The sequence below is a fragment of the Curtobacterium sp. PhB172 genome (assembly GCF_003752545.1).
In the GTDB taxonomy this organism is placed as follows: Bacteria; Actinomycetota; Actinomycetes; order Actinomycetales; family Microbacteriaceae; genus Curtobacterium.
Genome location: NZ_RKIF01000006.1, coordinates 594,068 through 612,711, shown reverse-complemented (window position 1 = coordinate 612,711; position 18,644 = coordinate 594,068). Strand labels below are relative to the sequence as shown.

Below are 18,644 nucleotides of genomic sequence, written 5' to 3'. Positions count from 1 at the left end.
CCCCGGGGGGGGGGGGGTGGGGGGGGGGGGGGGGGGGCGGGGGGGGGGGGGGCGGGGCGCCCCCCCCCCCCCCCCCCCGGGGGGGGGGGCCCCCCCCCCGGGGGGGGGGGCCCCCCGCCCGCCTCGGGGCGCGACACCGGCGCCGGCTAGCGGGAAGCGGGGCCGACGATCAGCGGGTCGTGGAAGCTCCCACCGAAGACGCGCTCGGACGCCCCACTGCGGTCGAGGTAGGGGCTGATCCCACCGGCCTGGAACGGGTAGCCCGCGCCGAGGATCAGGCCGAGGTCGATCTCCTCGACGTGCTGGACGACCTCGTCCTCGAGCATGCGGTGCAGCTCGTCGGCCAGGGCGTCTTCGAAGCGCTGCTGCATCGCGGCGGCGTCGACCGGCTTCGCGTCCTTCTTCGACGGCGCGACGAGCTTGACGGCGGCGGGGTCGTACCCGGTCGCGTTGCCCTTCTTGTCGCGGGTCAGGATCTTCCCGTACTCGGCGATCTTCTTCAGCCCGTCTCCGGGGTAGAAGCGCTCCGGCCAGGCGGCGTGGTGCGAGTCGAGCACGTGCGCCCCGACCGGCAGACCGACGAGCTCGAGCAGCTCGAACGGCGACATCGGCAGTCCGAGCGGCGCGGCACCGGCCGCCACGACGTCGAACGAGGTGCCCTGCTCGACGCCGCGCATCGCCTCACCGAGGACCCGTGCCAGCACCCGGTTGACGACGAAGCCCGGCTGGTCGGCGGTGATGATCGCCGTCTTCTTGAGGGTCTTCGCGACGGCGAGTGCCGTGACGAGCGTCTCGTCGGAGGTGTCGGCGGTGCGGACGACCTCGAGCAAGGGCATCACGGCGACCGGGTTGAAGAAGTGGAACCCGACCAGGCGCGTCGGGTCGGACAGTACCGAGCCCATCTCGGAGACGGACAACGACGAGGTGTTCGTGGCGAGGATGGCGTCCGGCGCGATGACCTGCTCGACCTTCCGGAAGACCTCTTGCTTGACGCTCATCTCCTCGAAGACGGCCTCGATCACCCAGTCGGCGTCGGCGAAGGCGTCGTACGACACCGACCCGCTGACGAGTGCGGTGATGCGGTTCGCGTCGTCGGGGGAGATCCGCCCCTTCTCGAGCAGCTTGCCGACCTCGCCGCGGATCCGCTCCACGCCGGCGTCGACGCGGGCCTGGTCGACGTCGGTGATCACGACGGGGACGCCGAGTCGTCGGGCGAACAGCAGCGCGAACTGCGACGCCATCAGCCCGGCGCCGAGGACGCCGACCTTCGTGATCTTCTTCGGCTCGACGCCTTCCGGCGCGCCGACGGGCTTCTTCGCGCGCTTCTGCACGAGGTCGAACGCGTACATCGACGCAGCGAACTGGTCACCGGAGAGCAGGTCGGCGAGGGCGTCGTCCTCGTCGGCGAACCGATCGTCCAGGGAACCGCCGCGAGCGGCGGCCACGAGGTCGAGCGCGCGGAACGGCGACTTCGGCACCGTCCCGATCTTCGACGCGACCTGCCCACGGGCGACCTTGACGACCGTGCCCCAGGCAGCCTTCTCGAGCATGCCCGGTTCGTTGGGCCGCTTGACCGACACGCGACCGGCGATGACACCGTCGGCCCACGCGACGGCTGACGGCAGGAACGTCACCGACGGGATCAGCGCGTCGCCGATGCCGATCTCGACCGCAGCCGCCCCGTCCATCAGGCGGTTGTTCTTGAGGGGGTTCTCGACGATGACCCGCAGCGCCCGCTCCGGACCGATCAGGCGGGGGAGCAGTGTCGCGCCGCCCCAGCCCGGGATGATGCCGAGGAAGACCTCGGGCAGGCCGATGCCCTGCGCCGCGGACGAGAACACCCGGTAGGTGCAGTGCAGTCCGATCTCGAGACCGCCGCCGAGCGCGATGCCGTTGATGAACGCGAACGACGGCACACCGAGGTCGGACAGCTTGCGGAGCGTGGCGTGGCCGAGGGCCGCGAGGTCGTGGGCAACGTCCCGCGACGGCACGGACGCTGCCTGCGACAGGTCGGCACCGGCAGCGAAGCAGTACTCCTTGCCGGTGATCGCGACGCCCTGGATCGTGCCGGCGGTCGCCTCGGTCTTCAGGGTGTCGAGCACCCCGGAGAGTTCGCGGAGCGTGCGCGGCCCGAGGGTGCTCGGACGCTTGTAGTCCTTGCCGTTGTCGAGCGTGATGAGCGCCAGGGTGCCACCGGAGGGCATCGTGACGTGCTTGACGAACGAGTGCGTGACGACCTCGTCCTCGCTGAGTTCGGACAGACGGTCGGTGTCGACGGTGGTCATGCTCATGCCCCCTTCCGAGCCGAACGTGCTGCGGACTTGCTGAAGCCGGGGTTCTCCCAGATCACGGTGCCGCCCTGGCCGAGTCCGATGCACATCGTGGTGATGCCGTACTGGACGTCCGGGCGCTCGGCGAACTGCGCGGCGAGCTGGTTCATCAGGCGGACACCGCTCGATGCCAGCGGGTGGCCGACGGCGATCGCGCCGCCCCACGCGTTGACGTTCGCGGAGTCCTGCGCGATGCCGTAGTTGTCGAGGAACGCGAGCACCTGCACCGCGAACGCCTCGTTGATCTCGAACAGGCCGATGTCGTCGATCGACAGGCCGGCCTTCGACAGTGCCTTGTCGGTTGCGGGGACGGGACCGACGCCCATGACCTCGGGCTCGACGCCCGCGAAAGCGAACGAGACCATCCGCATCTTCGTGGGCAGGCCGTGCTCCTTGGCGCCCTCGGCCGAGGCGAGCAGGCTCATGGTCGCGCCGTCGTTGAGGCCGGCGGCGTTGCCGGCGGTGACCCGTCCGTGCGGGCGGAACGGCGTCTTCAGCGCGGCCAGTGCCTCGAGCGTGGTGCCCGGACGCGGCGGCTCGTCGGTGCTGATGACGTCCCACCCGTCGCCCTTGTTCACCTCGACCGGGATCACGTCGGGCTGCAGCTTGCCGGCGGCCCACGCTGCGGCGTACCGCTGCTGGGACTGGACGGCGTAGGCGTCCGTGCGGTCCTTCGTGATCGCCGGGAAGCGGTCGTGCAGGCGCTCGGCGGTGGACCCCATCACCAGCGCGTCGCTCGACACCATGCGTTCGGCGATGAACCGCGGGTTCGGGTCCGAGTTGAAGCCCATCGGGTGGCGCCCCATGTGCTCGACACCTCCGGCGATCGCGATGTCCGCGGCGCCGAAGGCGATGGCACCCGCGAGCGTCGTGACGCTCGTCATGGCCCCGGCGCACATGCGGTCGATCGCGTACCCGGGGACCGACTTCGGCAGGCCGGCCAACATGCCGACGGTGCGGCCGAGGGTCAGCCCCTGGTCACCCTGCTGCGTGGTCGCCGCGACGGCGACGTCGTCCACCGCTGCGGTGTCGAGCGAGGCGTTCCGGTCGAGCAGTCCGCGCATCGCGTGCACCGCGAGGTCGTCGGACCGGGTCTTCCAGAACACCCCCTTCTCGCCGGCTCGTCCGAACGGTGTCCGTACTCCGTCCACGAACACGACGTCTGATGCCTTTGGCAATCCGGGCCTCCCAGATCCTCATCGATCGGGCCGGAACGCTGGTCGCTCCGGCCGGCCGGGCCTCGCCCGGCGACGCTCCCGACGCTATGCCCCCAGGCTGGGCGGCCGCATGCCGGTTGGGCGGTTCCTACGACTCGACGTCATCCGTCGGCGCGGGCTGCTGTGCAGCAGCGACAAAGGCCGACGCGATGATCGAGGCGAGTTCCTCCACCTGCCAGGGGCGCGCCTCGTGTGCGGCGAGGGCGGCCCCGACCAGCTCGGTCGACGGCGGCGACGGCGGTGCCCACGAGACCACACGCAGGGTCTCCGGCGTGAGCAGGTTCTCGAGCGGGATGTCGAGCTCCTCGGACCGCTTCGTCACCGCGGCCCGTGCGGCCTTGTACCGGCGGTCGGCCGCGGGATTGCGGTCGGCCCAGGCGCGGGGCGGCGGGAGCGTCGCTTCACCGGAGCCGCGGAGCTTCGGCAGGTCCTCGGTCGTCAGGCCCTCGTCGACCGCGGCCCACCAGCGATCGAGCTCGGACCGGCTGGCGCGACCCGTGAACGCCTTCAGAGCGCCGAGTTCGGTGCGCGACGTCGGTGCGGCGGCTGCCGCTGCGACGATCGCGGCATCGGGGATCGTCCGCCCCGGAGCGATGTCGGCCGCGCGGGCGTACTCGTCACGGGCGACCCAGAGCGACCGAGCGATCGCCAGGGCGCGGGCACCACGGAGGGCGTGCATGCCGGACAGTCGGCGCCACGGCTCGGCACGGACGGGCTTCGGGGCGCGGTGCAGCACCGCGTCGAACTCCTCGTCCGCGATGCGGGACTTGCCGGCCTCGTCGAGCTTCGCGGCGAGGGCGTCACGCAGGTCGGGCAGGAGTTCGACGTCGAGGGACGCGTACACGAGCCACGACTGCGGCAACGGCCGGGTCGACCAGTCCGCTGCCGAGTGCGCCTTGGCGAGCGTGATCCCGAGCAGCTGCTCGACGACGGCGCCGAGACCGACCCGGGGGAACCCGGCGATGCGGGCTCCGAGTTCGGTGTCGAAGATGCGGGTCGGGACGAGACCCACCTCCTGCAGGCAGGGCAGGTCCTGCGAGGCGGCGTGGAACAACCACTCCTCGTCGACGATGGCCGCCTGCAGTTCGGAGAAGTCGCCGATCGGGATCGGGTCGAACAGGAACGCGCCGGCACCGCGACGGAACACCTGGATCAGGTAGGCGCGCTGTGAGTAGCGGTAGCCGCTGGCGCGCTCGGCGTCGACGGCGACGGGCCCGTGACCGGCGGCGATCGCCGCGACGGCGTCGAGGTAGTCGTCGCGCGAGTCGATGACCTTGACGGCCTCGTGCGAGTCCTCGAACGCGGGGTCCGGTGCACGGGGGATCGAACTTGCGGGGTCGGTCACTTGGCGAGCCTCCTCGGGGCCAGCAGGGTCACGCCGTCCGAGGCAGGAGGCAGACCGGCGAGCATGGCGACGATGTCCTGCCATGCCTGGACGTGTGCGGTGAGGTCGTCGCCGCGGGGTGTCCACGACGCGCGGAGTTCCAGTTGGGCGCCGTCGCCCTGTGCGGCGAGGTCGCCGTACCCGCGCGAGATGATCTTGGTGGCCGTGCCCGAGGCGTGGTCGTACTCGGCGCCGTGCTCCTCGAGCGCGTCGACCAGCCAGCTCCACGTGACGTCGGCGACGAACTCGTCGACACCGATCTCGGGTTCGAGTGGTGCTTGCGCGAACGAGACCACCCGGAACGCGCCGCCCCAGCCCTCGGGTTCTTCGGGGTCGTACAGGGCGATGAACCGTCCGGTGCCGAGGTCGGACTCGACGCCGTGCGCGGTGCCGGACACGTCCGCCGCCAGGGCGATCGAGAACGGTGCGATCCGCGTGGGCGAGGGGATCTCGGTGACGGTGGTCTCGGAGCGGCTGCTGCCGGAGGACACGAACGCGCGGAGCCGCGCGAAGGCGTCGGGCTCTCGGGTTTCGGACACACATGCAGACTAGGCTCCGGGCCATGTCCCGATCCGCGCGACCCGCCGAGGACGCCGTCCAGGAGACCGCACGATCGGCCGGCTTCATCGCCCTCGGCGCCGGTCTGGCCGCCGCCGCGGTGGGGACGGCCGTCATCGGTGGCTTCGTCGCCGCCGTCGCCCGCGCCGTCGTCACCCCGGACCGCAAGCGCACCGAACGCGTCCCGATCCACGCCGTCGACCCGGTCCGGAAGACCGTGACCATCGAGCGGACCGCCGACACCGAGCTGCAGGGTCGGTACTCGCTCTGGTTCGGCGCCGGCACCGGTCACATGCGCGTCGGCGAGGTCCTCGGCACCACCGACACCACGGTCACGCGCCGCATCATCGCGATCGACGCCGGCGACCCGACCGCTGCACGCCGCGGGCGCTGGGGCGGCTGGTTCTACCTGACCCCCGGCGAGCTCGACGTGCCCGTCGAGGACATCGACATCCCCACCCCGAACGGGCCCGCACCCGCCTGGGTCGTCCGTGCCGACGACCCGGACGCGCCGTGGGCCGTCCTGGTGCACGGCCGCGGCGTCACCCGCGCCGAGACGATCCGCGCCGTCCCCGTCTTCCGCGCCGCCGGCTACTCGGTCGTCCTCGCGTCGTGGCGGAACGACGGCGTCGCACCGCCGAGCGTCGACGGCCGCTACGGCCTCGGCAGCACCGAGTGGGAGGACATCGACTCCGTCCTCCGGTGGCTCAGTGCCCAGAACGCGCAGAGCGTCGTGCTCATGGGCTGGTCGATGGGCGGTGCCGTCGTGCTGCAGACCCTGCTGCGCTCGCGCTTCGCCGGGCTCGTCGACGGCGTGGTGCTCGAGTCACCCGTGGTCGACTGGCACGCGGTGCTCAAGTCGCAGAGCCAGCTGATGGGGTTGCCGCGCCCGGTCCGCAAGGTCGCTCAGCGCCTGCTCCGCACCCCGGTGCTGCACCGCCTCGCTGGCCTGCAGCAGCCGGTGGACCTGCGGGAGCTCGACATGGTCACCCGGTCCGCCGAGCTGACGGTGCCGATCCTCCTGCTGCACAGCGACGACGACGGGTTCGTGCCGTCATCCGCGTCGCACGACCTGGCGCGCGCACGGCCCGACCTGGTGCGGCTCGAGGTGCAGACGACGGCCCGGCACACCAAGCTCTGGAACCACGACGCCGACTGGTTCGACACCCGCATCCTCGCGTGGCTCACCGAGGTGGTCCAGCGTCGCGGGGCGGCCAGCGCGCGGTAGACGTGACCGAAGGACGGACGGGAGGCGCGGTGCCAGCTGGCACCGCGCCTCCCGTCCGTCGGTGCGTCCGTTCGGTCGCATCGTGAGCAGAAATGGTCGGGTCACCGTCGCGCACTCGACCCGTTCCGCTCACGAAGCGGGTGGCGCGGCATTCGTTCCGTTCGTCGTCTGCTGTCGCGGCCCGAACTCCTCGAGACGAGTCGCCGGTCGGCCCGGCTGCGCGGGGCCGTGCGTCCGGTCGAAGGCATCGCTCATCGTCGTGAGCGGCGGTCGGACCGTCACGGTCCATTCGCCGCTGTCGAACGCGTCGATGCGGACGACCAGGTTCGTCTCGTCGGTCAGGTCCGAGCCGGGGAGGTAGCCGAGGAACTCGCCGTCGATGAGCTGCCGCATGCTGTCAGCGATCTCCATCGCCTCGGCATGGCTCAGGATGAGCCCGGGTTCCGCCGCCGCGTCGACGCGGCGTTCGAGTGGGAGCGCTTGGACCGGCTTGTCAGAGGACGTGACGGCGTACAGGGTCGTGAGGACCCAGACGAGCTCTGGTGAATGGAGCTCTGGTGTTTCGAGCTCTGGTGTTTCGAGCTCTGGTGTTTCGAGCTCTGAGAAGAACTGCACCAGGTCGGGCAGCACGATGCGAGCAGCGGGGATCCGGTAGGTGACCATCCCCAGGTCGCTCGGCACTGTCGTGGTCATCCGTTCTCCTCGGTCGTTCCTGTCTGGGGCGAGAGGCCGCCCACGCTCATGGCACCGAGGACGTCGGTCCTGCCGGGCGTGAACGCCGTGATCGCGACCGCGGCGTCAGCCTGCACGGTGCAGAAACCCGGCTGCTCGGCGCCGAGCGGAACAAGCGCACCTGCGAACCCGTCGAGTCCGCGGACGTCGAAGCCCTTCTCCGCGGCCATCGTGTACTTCGTCAGGAAGGTCCGTGCCGTCGACAGCGCGCCCTGCTCGAAGATGCGCAGCCGTTCCTCGGCCGGACACTGCGATGCCACCTCGAGCGCCAGTGCCACTCCCGGGGCGTTCGACGCACGGAGGCGCGCGCACAGCTCCTGGACGGCGATGTGGACGACCCCGACGGAACGGTCGATCGCCGTGACTGCCACGAGCGTTCGGTCCGTCGCGCGCAACACGACCGTCACGAGCTCATCACCGTGCTCGACCTGACAGATCAGGACGAGGTCGTCCCCGAGGGCTTCGAGTGGGTCGATGAACGGTACGAGGTTCGGCTCCTGCTTCGAGTAGGTCCGCCGGATGACCGCTGCGAACGACCGTGCGGACACGTCGGAGACGAACACATTCGTGTCCGGACCCACAGCGGCGAGGATCTCGACGACACGGTCTGGCAGCTCCACCGTCGTCTCGTTGGTGACCGCTCGGAGGCGCGTGACCGAGACGTCCGGGGGTGCGCTCGTCACCGTCGGATCTCCGCGGACGACGGGCTGTGCCGGTACCGGACCTCGCCGTCGGTCATGGCGTCGACGTCGACCCGTGCGCGCCCCGGTTCGCTGTAGTGCCAGGACGGACCTCGGCGGTTCGCCCACCCCTCGAGCAACGCACCCGAGGCGAACCGGATGGCGATCCGCCCGCCCTCGATTGCACCGTCCGACACGACCTCGGTGTGCAGAGCGAGGAGGGTGAGCAGGGAGGGCTTGTCACCGGGATCGAGGAACGCGTGCTCCCCGTCAGAGCCGGTCAGCGCGAAGTCGGTCTCGAACCGGAGCGACGCACCGCTCGAAAAGCGGATCGTCACGTCGGATTCGAGGCCGATGCAGTCGACGGTGTCGCCGGCGATGTCCAGCGCGAAGGAAGGACCCGGAACCCGCACTCTCAGCGCTTCTTCCGTACCGGGGCTCGTACTGCCCTCCAGCGGATCGACACGAACCGGGCGCCCCTTCGGCCCGGAGACGTGCCAGGACTCGGACTCGCCGTCCGGACCGGCGACGAGGGTCGCTCCGTCAGCGAAGAACAGCGTGAGCGTGTCGCCCTCGACCGATCGCCGATCGAGGTCTGTGCCGAACAGCCGCAGGATGGCGAGCAGCGAGTCCTTGCGCTCCGGATCGACGACCACGCTGCCCCCGGATCGGTCCGTGATGATGAATGCAGATTCGAGCTGCACGCTGGACCCATCGGTCAAGCGCAGGTCGAGCCGGAAGTCGACGCCGATGAAGTCGAGGGCGCCCGCGACTGGGACGGGCACCGCCGCCCGACCTGGCTCCGATGTGTCAGTGGCCATGACCGTCCCCTCCCACGGATTGGTGTTCCGGAGCCGCCCTCGCTGAGTCTGCTCGAGCAGGTCGCGGTTCTCCGAAGAGTTCCCAGGACGTCGGAGTGGGGCGGTACCGGAGGTCGTCGTACACCGGCAGCCACGGTTCCAAGCCGTGGTGGGCACGAAGCGCTTTCTCCAAGACCATCGGGGAGGCGATGGTCAGATGTGGAACGCGGCGGGCCTCGTCAGCCGTCGCCCTCCGCATCCTCGACCCTTCGAAGTTCGTGACGTGCACCCCGTCGTAGTCCTCCGATCCGTGGCCGAACGCGGGCAAGAACCGGCGTTGATCGGGAACGCTGTTTCCCACGATCTGCCACATGCCCGGACGGAATCGCGCATCGAACGTCATCCGCGCGAGAAGGGGAGTCGCTGCCGTCACGTCGCTGAAATTGAGGGTCTGCACTGACCTTCCAGACGCCACGAGGTCGAAGATGATGACGTAGAGCGCCTTCGTGTACTTGCCGATCACCTGTCCAAGCGCCACCTCACCGTCGTCGAGCGGCACGGTGAAGATGTCACCCACCGCGACGGAGTAAATCTGTTGCTTTGAAATCAAAGCACGTCCTCTCAGGATCCGGTGGCACACGTCAGAAATGCGACCAGGGGGCGCTTCCCCCAAAGTTCGACGGGCAGAGGTCGGGTCTGGCCAGTGCTGCGCCCCACGGATGGGGAGCCATCCCCGCGTGGACCGGTGGACTCAAGAGAGCACGTTTCGTTCTCGTGGGCCGGTTGCTCTGTTTCTGCTCAAGGCTCGCGACCGTGCGGTGTTCACGGTGGCATTTCGGTCGAAGGCCCGGTGGTGCGGGTGGTCATCGCCGGCACTCGCGTTCCCGGCCCGAATGCCCGGGCAAATCCGTCCAGAATCTCGACCCGATCTGTGTCGATGATGATCGTCCACAACGAGCCGTCACTCATGTCGAGGCGGATGACTGCTCTGTCGATATCACCGACTTCGGATGGGTTGAATCCGACGAACTCGCCATCGATGAACTGCTGCGTGGTTTCGGTGAGTCGCATGAACGAGGAATTGTCGAGCACCGGACTGGGCAAGTGGGGCGCGCTCGAGAGCTGCTCCAGTTCGGCAACGTCCAGTCCGGGATCTCTCGACACGTTCACGAATATGTCCTCGGCCGTCCATGAAAGCTGCGGCAGATGAAGGGAGGACACGACGTCGGCGAGGTCGAACCACCCGCTATCGCCCTGTTCAGACTCACGGGTAAAAAGTCGCAGCATCGGATCCGATTCAACCTCGCCTTGTCCTCCGCTTGAAGACGCTGGAAATCATTCGTCAAATAGCAGTTGTTGAGCGCTGGGAATGTTTCTTGGCATCATATCCGTGAACCACGGAAGCTCTAGACTGTCAATCCTCCCGTTCTTCGTCCAGATAAGAACTTCGCCTACAACTTCAGAAGATTCATCTGCATAAGAGGCTTCGATCGGAAGGGGCTGGTCCGGCAAGCTGACGGCGGGTGAGTCGTCAAGGTCTATCTGCCAGATCCGTGGACCAGTCGCTCGGAATCCTCGAATTGCTTGCGCTTGGTCCTGCAATGGTCCTGATTCAGGTAGGAGTAGGTGATCCAAGCAAGTGCGGACGAGATCGTGCAGACGTGATTCGTCTTCTGTCTTCATGTTGCCCCAATCTTCAAGGTGTGTCCCTTGGGATGAACATTGTACCGACACGAGGGGTGTCCTCTACATTGGATCCACGTACGCGAACAGTAGCGTCGCTTATCGGTACATCTTCAACAAATTTGCCGGGGGGTAGATCTTTTTTGTCGAGGTGATGGGCAACGGCCTCGATGACCGGACGCTTCCCTCCCATCGAGTCGACGAGCGGATCAAGTCCGTGTTCCTTCTTGTCGAAGATGTGCCCCATCTTGTTCGGATCTTCGAGAACCTTGTCTGCAATTCGCTGAGCGCGCTCACCGAGTCCTGTCGGAGGTAAAGGAGCGACGTCGGAAAGCCTGTTCACCGCGGTCGGCAGGTGCACTTTCGACATCGTGCCGCCGGTGGCCGCCGACGTCGCGGCACCCTCGGCAGCGTTCCGGAGCAGGCCACCGGGGGTCACCGGCTGGCCGCTCACGGCGTAGTTCGCGACGTTCTCGACCGCGCCCTCTGCGGCGTTGCCCAGCAGGTGCTTCCCGATCAGGGCACCGGCACCACCGCCGACCGCACCGAAGGCCCCGCTGACGGCGACCTGGCCCCAGTTGACCTCGCCGGTGGTGGCCTTCTGGATGATGGTGTCGGCACCGGCGCTGATGAGCATCATGCCGACCGGACCGCCGACGCCGGTGGCGAGGAGCACCCCACCCGCGACGACCATGGCTCCACCGGCGACGTACTCCCAGTTGTTCGCGAACCAGTCGCCGGTGGCCGCGGCGGCACGGGCGAGCGGACCCTGTTCGGCCGCCGCGTAGGCCTCCAGTTCCGCGTCGGTAACGGGCGCGAGACCGAGCGGGTCGATGGCGTGCAGCGGATCGTTGCCGGCGAACGAGTACGGGTTGCCGGCCCAGGCTGCTCCGGCGGGCGCGGTGACCGGGTCGACGGACAGGAAGCCGCGCGACGACGAGTCGTAGGCGCGGGCACCCATCCACTCCAAGCCGGCGACCTGCAGCGAACCGTCGGCGCCGAGGGCGATCCCGCCGGGCAGGCCGGAGCCGCCGAGGTCGACGAGCGTCTGCCACGGGTCGGCGTCGTCGGCTGCTCTCGTGGTGCGCCGACCGCTGGCGGTCCACCCGTCGTCCACCCCGGTGAGACCACCGGGAGCGCGGACGACCGGGGTGTCGCCGACAGCGAGGAGCGTCGGCGCGAACGCGGAGGTGTCCCAGTCGATCGGGACGCCGTCGACATCGGCGAGGTCACCGAGGGCGTCGACGTGCAGGTCGGTCGTAGTGCTGCCCGCCGCGGTGGTCTCCGCCGCCCCGGTGAGGTGACCCTGCGGGGTCCAGCCGTACGTGGTCGTCACGCCATCGGCTCGGACCGTCTGGATCCGTCGACCTGCGCCGTCGTAGGCGTACTCCGCCTCGGGCGCCCCGTCCGGAGCGTCGACCCTGGTCAGCTGTCCGGCGGCGTCGTACGAGAACCGTCGAGCCCCGGAGTCCGTCCGTTCCTCGACCAGGCGACCCGCTGCGTCGTAGACCCAGCCCGTGCGACTGCCGTCCTGGACGGACGCCACCAGCTGCGCGGCATCGTCGTGCTCGTAGGTGGTGCTCCCGCCGGGTCCGTCGACCCGGGTGATGCGCCCGTCGGCGTCGCGTTCGATCGTGCTGGCGTGCGTGCCGTCCGCGTCGATTCGCGCGTGCCGGACCACGTGTCCGTTCGCGTACTCCCAGGTCTGCAGCTGATCGCCGGCGTGGGCCTGCAGGAGCCGCCCCGCCGCGTCGTGCTCGTACCGGACCTCGCCGAAGGCCGAGTGGTCGACGCGGACGACCCGTCCGGTGGCGTCGTGCTCGTACCGGGTCGTGGACCCGTCAGGGGATTGCACCGAGGTGCGGAGTCCGTCGGCTTCGTGGGTCCACCGGGTCTCGCGCGCGCCGGTGGCGCGTCGGACGAGCTGGCCCAGTCGGCTGAACTCGAGGACGTGGGTTCTGGGGGAGTCCGGGCGGGTCTCGTCGGTGATCGTCACCGTGCGGGCGCGGGCATCGCGGTCGATGCGGCCGATCAGACGGTCGCCGGCGTACTGCGCGGATTCCCGACCGGCTGCGTCGTACTCCCACCGCAGCACGGTGCCGTCCGGATCGGTCTGGGTGAGCTGTCGTCCGGCGACGTCGTAGGTCGCCGTCGTCGTGCGCCCGAGCTGATCCGTGGACGAGGCCACCTTGTCGAGCTGCGTGTACGTCCGGACGGTCACGCCACCCAGCGGATCGACGGTGCGGACGAGTCGTCCACGCTGGTCGTAGTCGTAGCGGGTGGTGCCGCCGAGCCCGTTCACCGCGGCGACGAGCTGTCCGGCGGCGTCGTACCGGAAGCTCCGCTGGCCGAAGCGGGTGTCCCGCGCCGAGACCACGCGACCGACCCGGTCGTACCGGTACCGGACGGTGCCGACCCCGGGGACCTCGGCGTGGACGACCCGGCCCTGGCGGTCGTACTCGGTGCGTGCGACCTCGCCGGTCGGCAGGGTGCGCGCGACGACCCGCGAATCGGCGTCGTAGGTCAGCGTGGTGCGTGCGCCGGCTGGGTCGATCGCGCTGACCGGGCGGCCGCACGCGTCGTACTCGTACCGGGTGGTGCGGCCCGCCGGGGTGATGACGGCGACGACGCGTCCGGCGAGGTCACGTTCGATCCGGGTGAGGCCACCGTCCGCGTCGACGAGCTCGACCGGGCGGCCGCAGGCGTCGTACGTCGTCAGCTCAGCAGAGGAATCCGCGTGCTCGAGCCGGGTCGGACGCCCGAACTCGTCGGTCGTCACGGACACGGCGTCGAAGGCGTCGCGGACCGTGGAGACGCCGTCAGCGCGCGAGCGGCGCACCTCGGTGCGGACGCCGGTCGGATCGACCGTCGCGCCGAGGGCTCCGACCGCGTCGTACTCCCGCTCCCAGGTGCCACCGGCCGGGTCGACCACGGCTTCGAGCCGGGAGAGCGCGTCGTGCACGAACGCCCACTCGGCACCGTCGGGCAGGGTCATCGTCGACACGTTGCCGAACGCGTCGAAGTCCTTCGTGACGACGCGACCGAGGGGGTCCGTGGTGGAGACGACCTCGCCGTGTGGACCGTAGGTGACTTCCGTGCGGGCACCGGTCGGGTCGATCGTCGTCGTGACCCGACCGCCGTCGCCGTGCTCGAACCGCCACAGTCCCCCGTCCGGGTCCTCGCGCGCGGTGAGCAGCCCGGCGGCGTCGTAGCGGTACCGGGTCCGGTTGCCGAGCGGCGTGACGGCCTCGACGATCCTGCCTCCGGCGTCGCGCATCAGACGTGCGGTGTCGCCGACGGCGTTCTCGACGCCGACGAGCTCACCGGACGCGTCGTGGTGGAACGTGACGACGACGCCCGTCGGATCGGTGGTGCGGACGAGCACGCCGTCCCGCCACTCGAGCAGCGTGCTACCGCCGACAGGGTCGATGACGACGGACGGGTTCCGGTCGTCGAACGGGTACCCGTACTCGACGACCCCACCGTTCGCGGTGACCACCGTGGTCATGCGGTCCTGCTCGTCGTACCCGAAGGTCAGATCGGCGCCCTCCGGCGTCACGGTCCGGACCCGACGCCCGCGGTCGTCGTAGCCGTGGACGGTCACCTGACCATCGCGCTCGGTCACCGAGACGAGGTTGCCGTGCGGGTCGTACGACATCGACTGGCGCTGCCCGTCGGTGTCGATGATCCCGACGACGCGGCCCTTCCGGTCGGCGATCCAGGTGTTCGCGTGGACCCCGTCGACGTCGGAGACCGAGGTGACCCGACCCGGCAGGTACGAGAACCGGACCCGTCGACCGAACGGTGTGCGCTGCTCGACGACCCGGCCGCGGTCGTCGTAGGTGTTCTCGCACTCGACGACCCCCGTCGCAGCGGTCACCCGGTCGATCAGGCCGTCCGCGTTCCAGCGGTACCGGCGACTGCCGACGGCGTCGGTCGCCCGGACCAGCCGACGGCCCTCGTCGTAGTGGTACTCGACGCGGCGCCCGTCCGACGCCGTCGCGGACGCCACCCGGTCGCCGCTGTACTCGATGTCGACGAACCGCCCGAACACGTGCGCGAGCCGCGTGATCCGATCGTGCTCGTCGCGTCGCACGGTCACGGCGGTGCCCGCTCCACGCGCACTGCTCAGCCACAGTCCGGACGGCGTGAACGCCCACCGGCCGCCGGCGTTGTCCCGCACGACGAGCGAGTCCTGCTCGGCCCGGAGCCACAGGTCCTCGCCGACGCCGCGGCTCCACCCGTCCCCCTGCCGCGGGAAGTCGACCTGCCGGCCGTCGTCCAGCACGACCGAGGCGGCCTCGTCGCTGACCTCGAGCCGGATGTCGAGGATGGAGGACCACCCGAGTCCGAACACCCCGACGCGGCCGTCGAGTGAGTTGTACATGCGGGTGAGCCGGAGCGACGCGGCCTGCCCCGCGAAGGACAGGTCGGTCTCGGGCTCGAGGAAGTTGCCGGTGGCCGTGTTGACCGGGTCGTCGGCGAACCCGTTGGTCGGGGGCGTCCCCATCGCGGAGAACGGCCCGATGGTGAAGTCGTCACGTCCGGCGTCGATCCCCGCCGCGGACAGGGCGGCCGCGATCGCCGCGTCCGACAGCGTCGCGGGCCCTGCACCGCCACCGGCGGCCTCGAACTGCGCGGCGACGGTGCCCGCCCAGTCGGCGTCCTTCCCGTTCGCCGTGAGCCAGTCGTTCACCGCGGTCAGCAGCGACTGGGCGTTCAGCGTGCCCCAGCAGGGGTTGCACTCGGCCTCGTAGTCGCTCAGGGCGTTGCGGAACGTGGAGACGGCACCCGACAGATCGGCGTCGAGCGTCCGGGTGGTCGCCTCGAAGGAGCGGAGGTCTTCGGGGACGGCGGACGACGTCCCACCGCTGGTGCCGCCGCCCGCCGGGAACTCCCGCCCCGTGACGCTGACCTCGTCCGCCTGCAGTCGTGGCTCCGGCTCGGGCTCCGGCGGCTTCGGGTCGTCGCCCCCGCCGAACCACGTCGAGATCTCGTGTCCTGCGGCGACGAGGAGGTTCTCCTCGCGTTCACGCTTGCGGGCGGTCCACTCCTTCGCCTGCTTCCGCCGGTCGTCCTCGTCCTTCGCGGCGTCGCGGAGCTGCTGTACGAAGCCCGACAGGCTCTGCAGCGACTCGACGAGCTTCGTCGCGCTGCGCGAGGCGATGTCGGCGTTGTCCGCGAAGACCTCGGAGAAGTAGCCCCGGAACTCCGCACGCGCAGTCGTCACCGATGGCGACCGCGACCCGGACTGGCCGCCGATCGACGACGCGAGCGCCGTCGAAGCCGACTTGAGCGCATCCGCCGCGCTGTACGAGTAGCCGGTCGGATCGTTCCCGTGGATCTTCGCCATCGTCATTCCCCCCTGGTGCTGACCGCACCATCCTGGCACGGATCCGGACTGAAATTCCAGAGGACGGCATGCGTGCCGAGGGGGAGATGGACGGGAGGCCCGTGGCGGATCCGCCACGGGCCTCCCGTCCGTCAGAGGGTCGCGTCTACGACACCGCAGCCTGCACCTGACGCTGCACGCGTCCGAGCATGCCCACCATGCCGCGGATCCGCAGCGGGCTGACCGCCTCGGACAGCCCGATCGTCAGCGGGTAGTCCGCCGGCACGGCGAGCACCTGCGCTGCCGTCAGGCCGCTCAGGCCCTGCGCGAGGATCGATGCGAAGCCGCGCGTGGTCGGTGCCTCGCGCGGGGCGGTCGCGTGCATGCGGACGACGTCGGGTGCGTCGCCGTCCTCGCCCACGGTCACGGTGATGAACACGGGGGACTGGCACTCCTCGACCCGTTCGAGTTCGTCCTCGTGCCCCTGCAGCCGTTCGGGCAGCGCGGGCAGCTCGTTCGAGAACTCGAGGAGGAGCTGCAGGCGGTCCTTCTGGCCCAGGGCGAGGAAGTCGTCGCGGATCTCGGCGAGGGTGGCGGGGAGTGTGGCGTCGTTCATCGGTTCGGAACTGTACCCGGCTCCGCGCCCTGCACGATCGGGACACGGACGGCGCTGCCCCACTCGGTCCACGAGCCGTCGTAGTTGCGGACGCTGTCGTAGCCGAGCAGGTGCTGGAGGACGAACCAGGTGTGGCTCGACCGCTCGCCGATGCGGCAGTACGCGATGACCTCGTCCGCATCGCCGATGCCGGCGCCCTCGCGGTAGATGGCGTCGAGTTCCGCGCGCGGCTTGAACGTGCCGTCCGGTGCGGCGGCGGTCGCCCACGGGATGTTCACCGCGGTGGGGACGTGGCCGCCGCGCAGTGCTCCTTCTTCCGGGTAGTCGGGCGCGGTGGTGCGGGAACCGTCGTACTCGCCCGGGCTGCGCACATCGATGAGGGGCTTGCCGAGGTGGGCGAGCACGTCGTCCTTGTAGGCACGGATCTCGGTGTCGATCCGGTCGACGACCGGGTACTCGGCCGGCGTGACGACGGTCTCGTCGGTGGTGAGGGCGCGGTCCTCGGCGATCCACTTCGCACGGCCGCCGTCGAGCAGGCGGACGTCCTCGTGGCCGAACAGCGAGAAGACCCAGAGGGCGTAGGCGGCCCACCAGTTGTTCTTGTCGCCGTAGAGCACGACGGTGGTCTCGCGGCCGATGCCCTTGCTGCTGAGCAGTTCGGCGAACGCCTCGCCGTCGATGTAGTCGCGCTGCACCGGGTCGTTGAGGTCGGTGTGCCAGTCGATCTTGACCGAGCCGGGGATGTGTCCGGTCTCGTAGAGCAGGACGTCCTCGTCGGACTCGACGACGACCAGGTCGGGGGTGTGGGCGTCCAGTTGTTCCTGCAGCCACTCGGTGGAGACGAGACGCTCCGGGTGGGCGTAGGCGGTGAACTTCTCGGACGGGTCGACCGGTGCGGTCATGGTGGGCTACCTCCAGGTGGTCATCCGGCACCGGACTAGGATCGGTCGTCGGTGCCTGTGGGCAACGGTACGCGGACGTACCGTGCCCCAGCCGCAACGTGACACCGCACGACTTGCTTCCCGGAAGGGCCTCCTGTTTGTCCACGAACACCGCGCCAGCGCACCTCGTCGACCGTGACCCCCAGGTGACCCCGCAGCAGATGGCCGCGGCACTCGTGCCACCGCCCCAGTTCGCGGACGCCTCGTTCGACTCGTACCGGCCCGACCCGGACTACGCCTCGCAGACCGACGTGCGCGACGCCGTCGCCGCGTTCGTCGCGGCCGGGCCGACCGACGCGCCACGTCGTGGGCTGTTCGGCCGCCGCAAGCAGCCGGTCGAGCCCGCTGCGAAGTCGGGCGTCTACCTGGACGGCGGATTCGGTGTCGGCAAGACCCACCTGCTCGCCGCGGCGTACCACGCGGCCTCCGGGCGGAAGACGTTCGGCACGTTCATCGAGTACACGGCCCTGGTCGGCGCGCTCGGGTTCCAGGGCACGGTCGACCTGCTGCGGGGGACCGCGCTGGTCTGCATCGACGAGTTCGAGCTCGACGACCCGGGCGACACCATGGTCATGACCCGCCTGATCAAGGAGCTGACCGAGACCGGCACCCGGTTCGCCGCGACCTCGAACACGCCTCCGGGCGCGCTCGGCGAGGGACGGTTCGCGGCGCAGGACTTCCTGCGCGAGATCCAGGCGATGTCCGACCGGTTCGACACGATGCGGATCGACGGGCTCGACTACCGCCGCCGCGCGGTCGACGAAACGGCCGGTGTGGTGTCCGACGTGGCCGCGGCGCTGCCGGCCGGAACCGTCACGCTCGACGACTTCTCGGCCGTGGTCGCGCACCTCGGCTCGGTGCACCCGTCGAAGTACGTCGCGCTCGTCGAGGACCTCGACGCCGTCGGGCTCACCGACGTCCGGGCGTTCACGGACCAGACCGACGCACTGCGGTGGGTGGCGCTCGTCGACCGGCTGTACGACGCGCAGGTCCGGATCGTCGCCTCGGGTACGCCGCTCGACCAGGTGTACCCCGACGCCATGCTCGACGGCGGCTACCGCAAGAAGTACCTGCGCGCAGCCAGCCGTGTCGTGGCGCTGAGCCGCGCCCAGGACTGACGCCCACCGCCCGGGGCATCCGCTG

The 18,644-nt window shown here is 70.0% G+C and carries 14 protein-coding genes; 2 read left to right on the top strand and 12 right to left on the bottom strand.

Annotated elements, in window-relative coordinates; translation table 11 throughout:
- Nucleotides 1-146 precede the first annotated feature (146 nt).
- The 4 genes from EDF42_RS07160 to EDF42_RS07145 form a co-directional block, all read right to left on the bottom strand.
- Nucleotides 147-2,291: a 3-hydroxyacyl-CoA dehydrogenase NAD-binding domain-containing protein gene (locus EDF42_RS07160; RefSeq protein ID WP_123671848.1), complete on the bottom strand. Its 2,145-nt coding sequence runs from the start codon at nt 2,289-2,291 to the stop codon at nt 147-149.
- Nucleotides 2,288-3,487, bottom strand: a complete 1,200-nt coding sequence (locus EDF42_RS07155; RefSeq protein WP_395865259.1) for a thiolase family protein — start codon at nt 3,485-3,487, stop codon at nt 2,288-2,290. The genes EDF42_RS07160 and EDF42_RS07155 overlap by 4 nt, the downstream gene beginning before the upstream one ends.
- A 148-nt stretch (nt 3,488-3,635) precedes the next feature.
- Entirely contained in the window at nt 3,636-4,892 is a 1,257-nt protein-coding gene (locus tag EDF42_RS07150; protein WP_395865256.1) for an HRDC domain-containing protein, read from the bottom strand.
- Nucleotides 4,889-5,470 carry a DUF3000 domain-containing protein gene (locus EDF42_RS07145; RefSeq protein WP_123671847.1) on the bottom strand — a complete coding sequence of 194 codons (582 nt, stop codon included), beginning with the start codon at nt 5,468-5,470 and terminating at the stop codon, nt 4,889-4,891. Before EDF42_RS07145 ends, EDF42_RS07150 begins: the two co-directional genes overlap by 4 nt.
- A 23-nt stretch (nt 5,471-5,493) precedes the next feature.
- Here EDF42_RS07145 and EDF42_RS07140 point away from each other — a divergent pair, with 23 nt between their 5' ends.
- The gene (locus EDF42_RS07140) at nt 5,494-6,717 is read left to right on the top strand and encodes an alpha/beta fold hydrolase (protein ID WP_185040805.1); all 1,224 of its coding nucleotides are present in this window, start codon (nt 5,494-5,496) and stop codon (nt 6,715-6,717) included.
- A 129-nt stretch (nt 6,718-6,846) separates the two neighbouring features.
- Here the strand turns inward: EDF42_RS07140 and EDF42_RS07135 are convergent, their stop codons facing one another.
- The 8 genes from EDF42_RS07135 to EDF42_RS07100 form a co-directional block, all read right to left on the bottom strand.
- The gene (locus EDF42_RS07135; protein ID WP_123671845.1) at nt 6,847-7,410 is read right to left on the bottom strand and encodes a hypothetical protein; all 564 of its coding nucleotides are present in this window, start codon (nt 7,408-7,410) and stop codon (nt 6,847-6,849) included.
- Entirely contained in the window at nt 7,407-8,132 is a 726-nt protein-coding gene (locus EDF42_RS07130; RefSeq protein WP_123671844.1) for a hypothetical protein, read from the bottom strand. Before EDF42_RS07130 ends, EDF42_RS07135 begins: the two co-directional genes overlap by 4 nt.
- Nucleotides 8,129-8,914 carry a DUF6188 family protein gene (locus tag EDF42_RS07125; protein ID WP_123338341.1) on the bottom strand — a complete coding sequence of 262 codons (786 nt, stop codon included), beginning with the start codon at nt 8,912-8,914 and terminating at the stop codon, nt 8,129-8,131. The genes EDF42_RS07130 and EDF42_RS07125 overlap by 4 nt, the downstream gene beginning before the upstream one ends.
- 25 nt (nt 8,915-8,939) lie before the next feature.
- Complete coding sequence (locus EDF42_RS07120) at nt 8,940-9,506, bottom strand: Imm26 family immunity protein (RefSeq protein ID WP_185003075.1); 567 nt, start codon at nt 9,504-9,506, stop codon at nt 8,940-8,942.
- A 245-nt stretch (nt 9,507-9,751) separates the two neighbouring features.
- Nucleotides 9,752-10,216: a hypothetical protein gene (locus EDF42_RS07115; RefSeq protein WP_123671843.1), complete on the bottom strand. Its 465-nt coding sequence runs from the start codon at nt 10,214-10,216 to the stop codon at nt 9,752-9,754.
- Nucleotides 10,217-10,625: 409 nt separating this feature from the next.
- Complete coding sequence (locus EDF42_RS07110) at nt 10,626-15,965, bottom strand: DUF6531 domain-containing protein (protein WP_148067639.1); 5,340 nt, start codon at nt 15,963-15,965, stop codon at nt 10,626-10,628.
- 145 nt (nt 15,966-16,110) lie between these two features.
- On the bottom strand, nt 16,111-16,560 hold the full coding sequence (locus EDF42_RS07105; protein WP_123312753.1) for a SufE family protein: 450 nt from the start codon (nt 16,558-16,560) through the stop codon (nt 16,111-16,113).
- Nucleotides 16,557-17,462 carry a sulfurtransferase gene (locus EDF42_RS07100; protein WP_123338345.1) on the bottom strand — a complete coding sequence of 302 codons (906 nt, stop codon included), beginning with the start codon at nt 17,460-17,462 and terminating at the stop codon, nt 16,557-16,559. Before EDF42_RS07100 ends, EDF42_RS07105 begins: the two co-directional genes overlap by 4 nt.
- 137 nt (nt 17,463-17,599) lie before the next feature.
- Here EDF42_RS07100 and zapE point away from each other — a divergent pair, with 137 nt between their 5' ends.
- A complete protein-coding gene (gene zapE, locus EDF42_RS07095) occupies nt 17,600-18,619 on the top strand; it encodes a cell division protein ZapE (RefSeq protein ID WP_123671841.1) in 1,020 nt (339 codons plus the stop codon).
- Nucleotides 18,620-18,644: the final 25 nt, after the last annotated feature.

What these genes read in the sequence shown, in the direction of transcription:
- EDF42_RS07105 (WP_123312753.1), bottom strand. Translation starts at nt 16,560, where the DNA reads ATGAACGACGCCACACTCCCCGCCACCCTCGCCGAGATCCGCGACGAC.
- EDF42_RS07135 (WP_123671845.1), bottom strand. Translation starts at nt 7,410, where the DNA reads ATGACCACGACAGTGCCGAGCGACCTGGGGATGGTCACCTACCGGATC.
- EDF42_RS07160 (WP_123671848.1), bottom strand. Translation starts at nt 2,291, where the DNA reads ATGAGCATGACCACCGTCGACACCGACCGTCTGTCCGAACTCAGCGAG.
- EDF42_RS07110 (WP_148067639.1), bottom strand. Translation starts at nt 15,965, where the DNA reads ATGGCGAAGATCCACGGGAACGATCCGACCGGCTACTCGTACAGCGCG.
- EDF42_RS07115 (WP_123671843.1), bottom strand. Translation starts at nt 10,216, where the DNA reads ATGCTGCGACTTTTTACCCGTGAGTCTGAACAGGGCGATAGCGGGTGG.
- EDF42_RS07140 (WP_185040805.1), top strand. Translation starts at nt 5,494, where the DNA reads ATGTCCCGATCCGCGCGACCCGCCGAGGACGCCGTCCAGGAGACCGCA.
- EDF42_RS07100 (WP_123338345.1), bottom strand. Translation starts at nt 17,462, where the DNA reads ATGACCGCACCGGTCGACCCGTCCGAGAAGTTCACCGCCTACGCCCAC.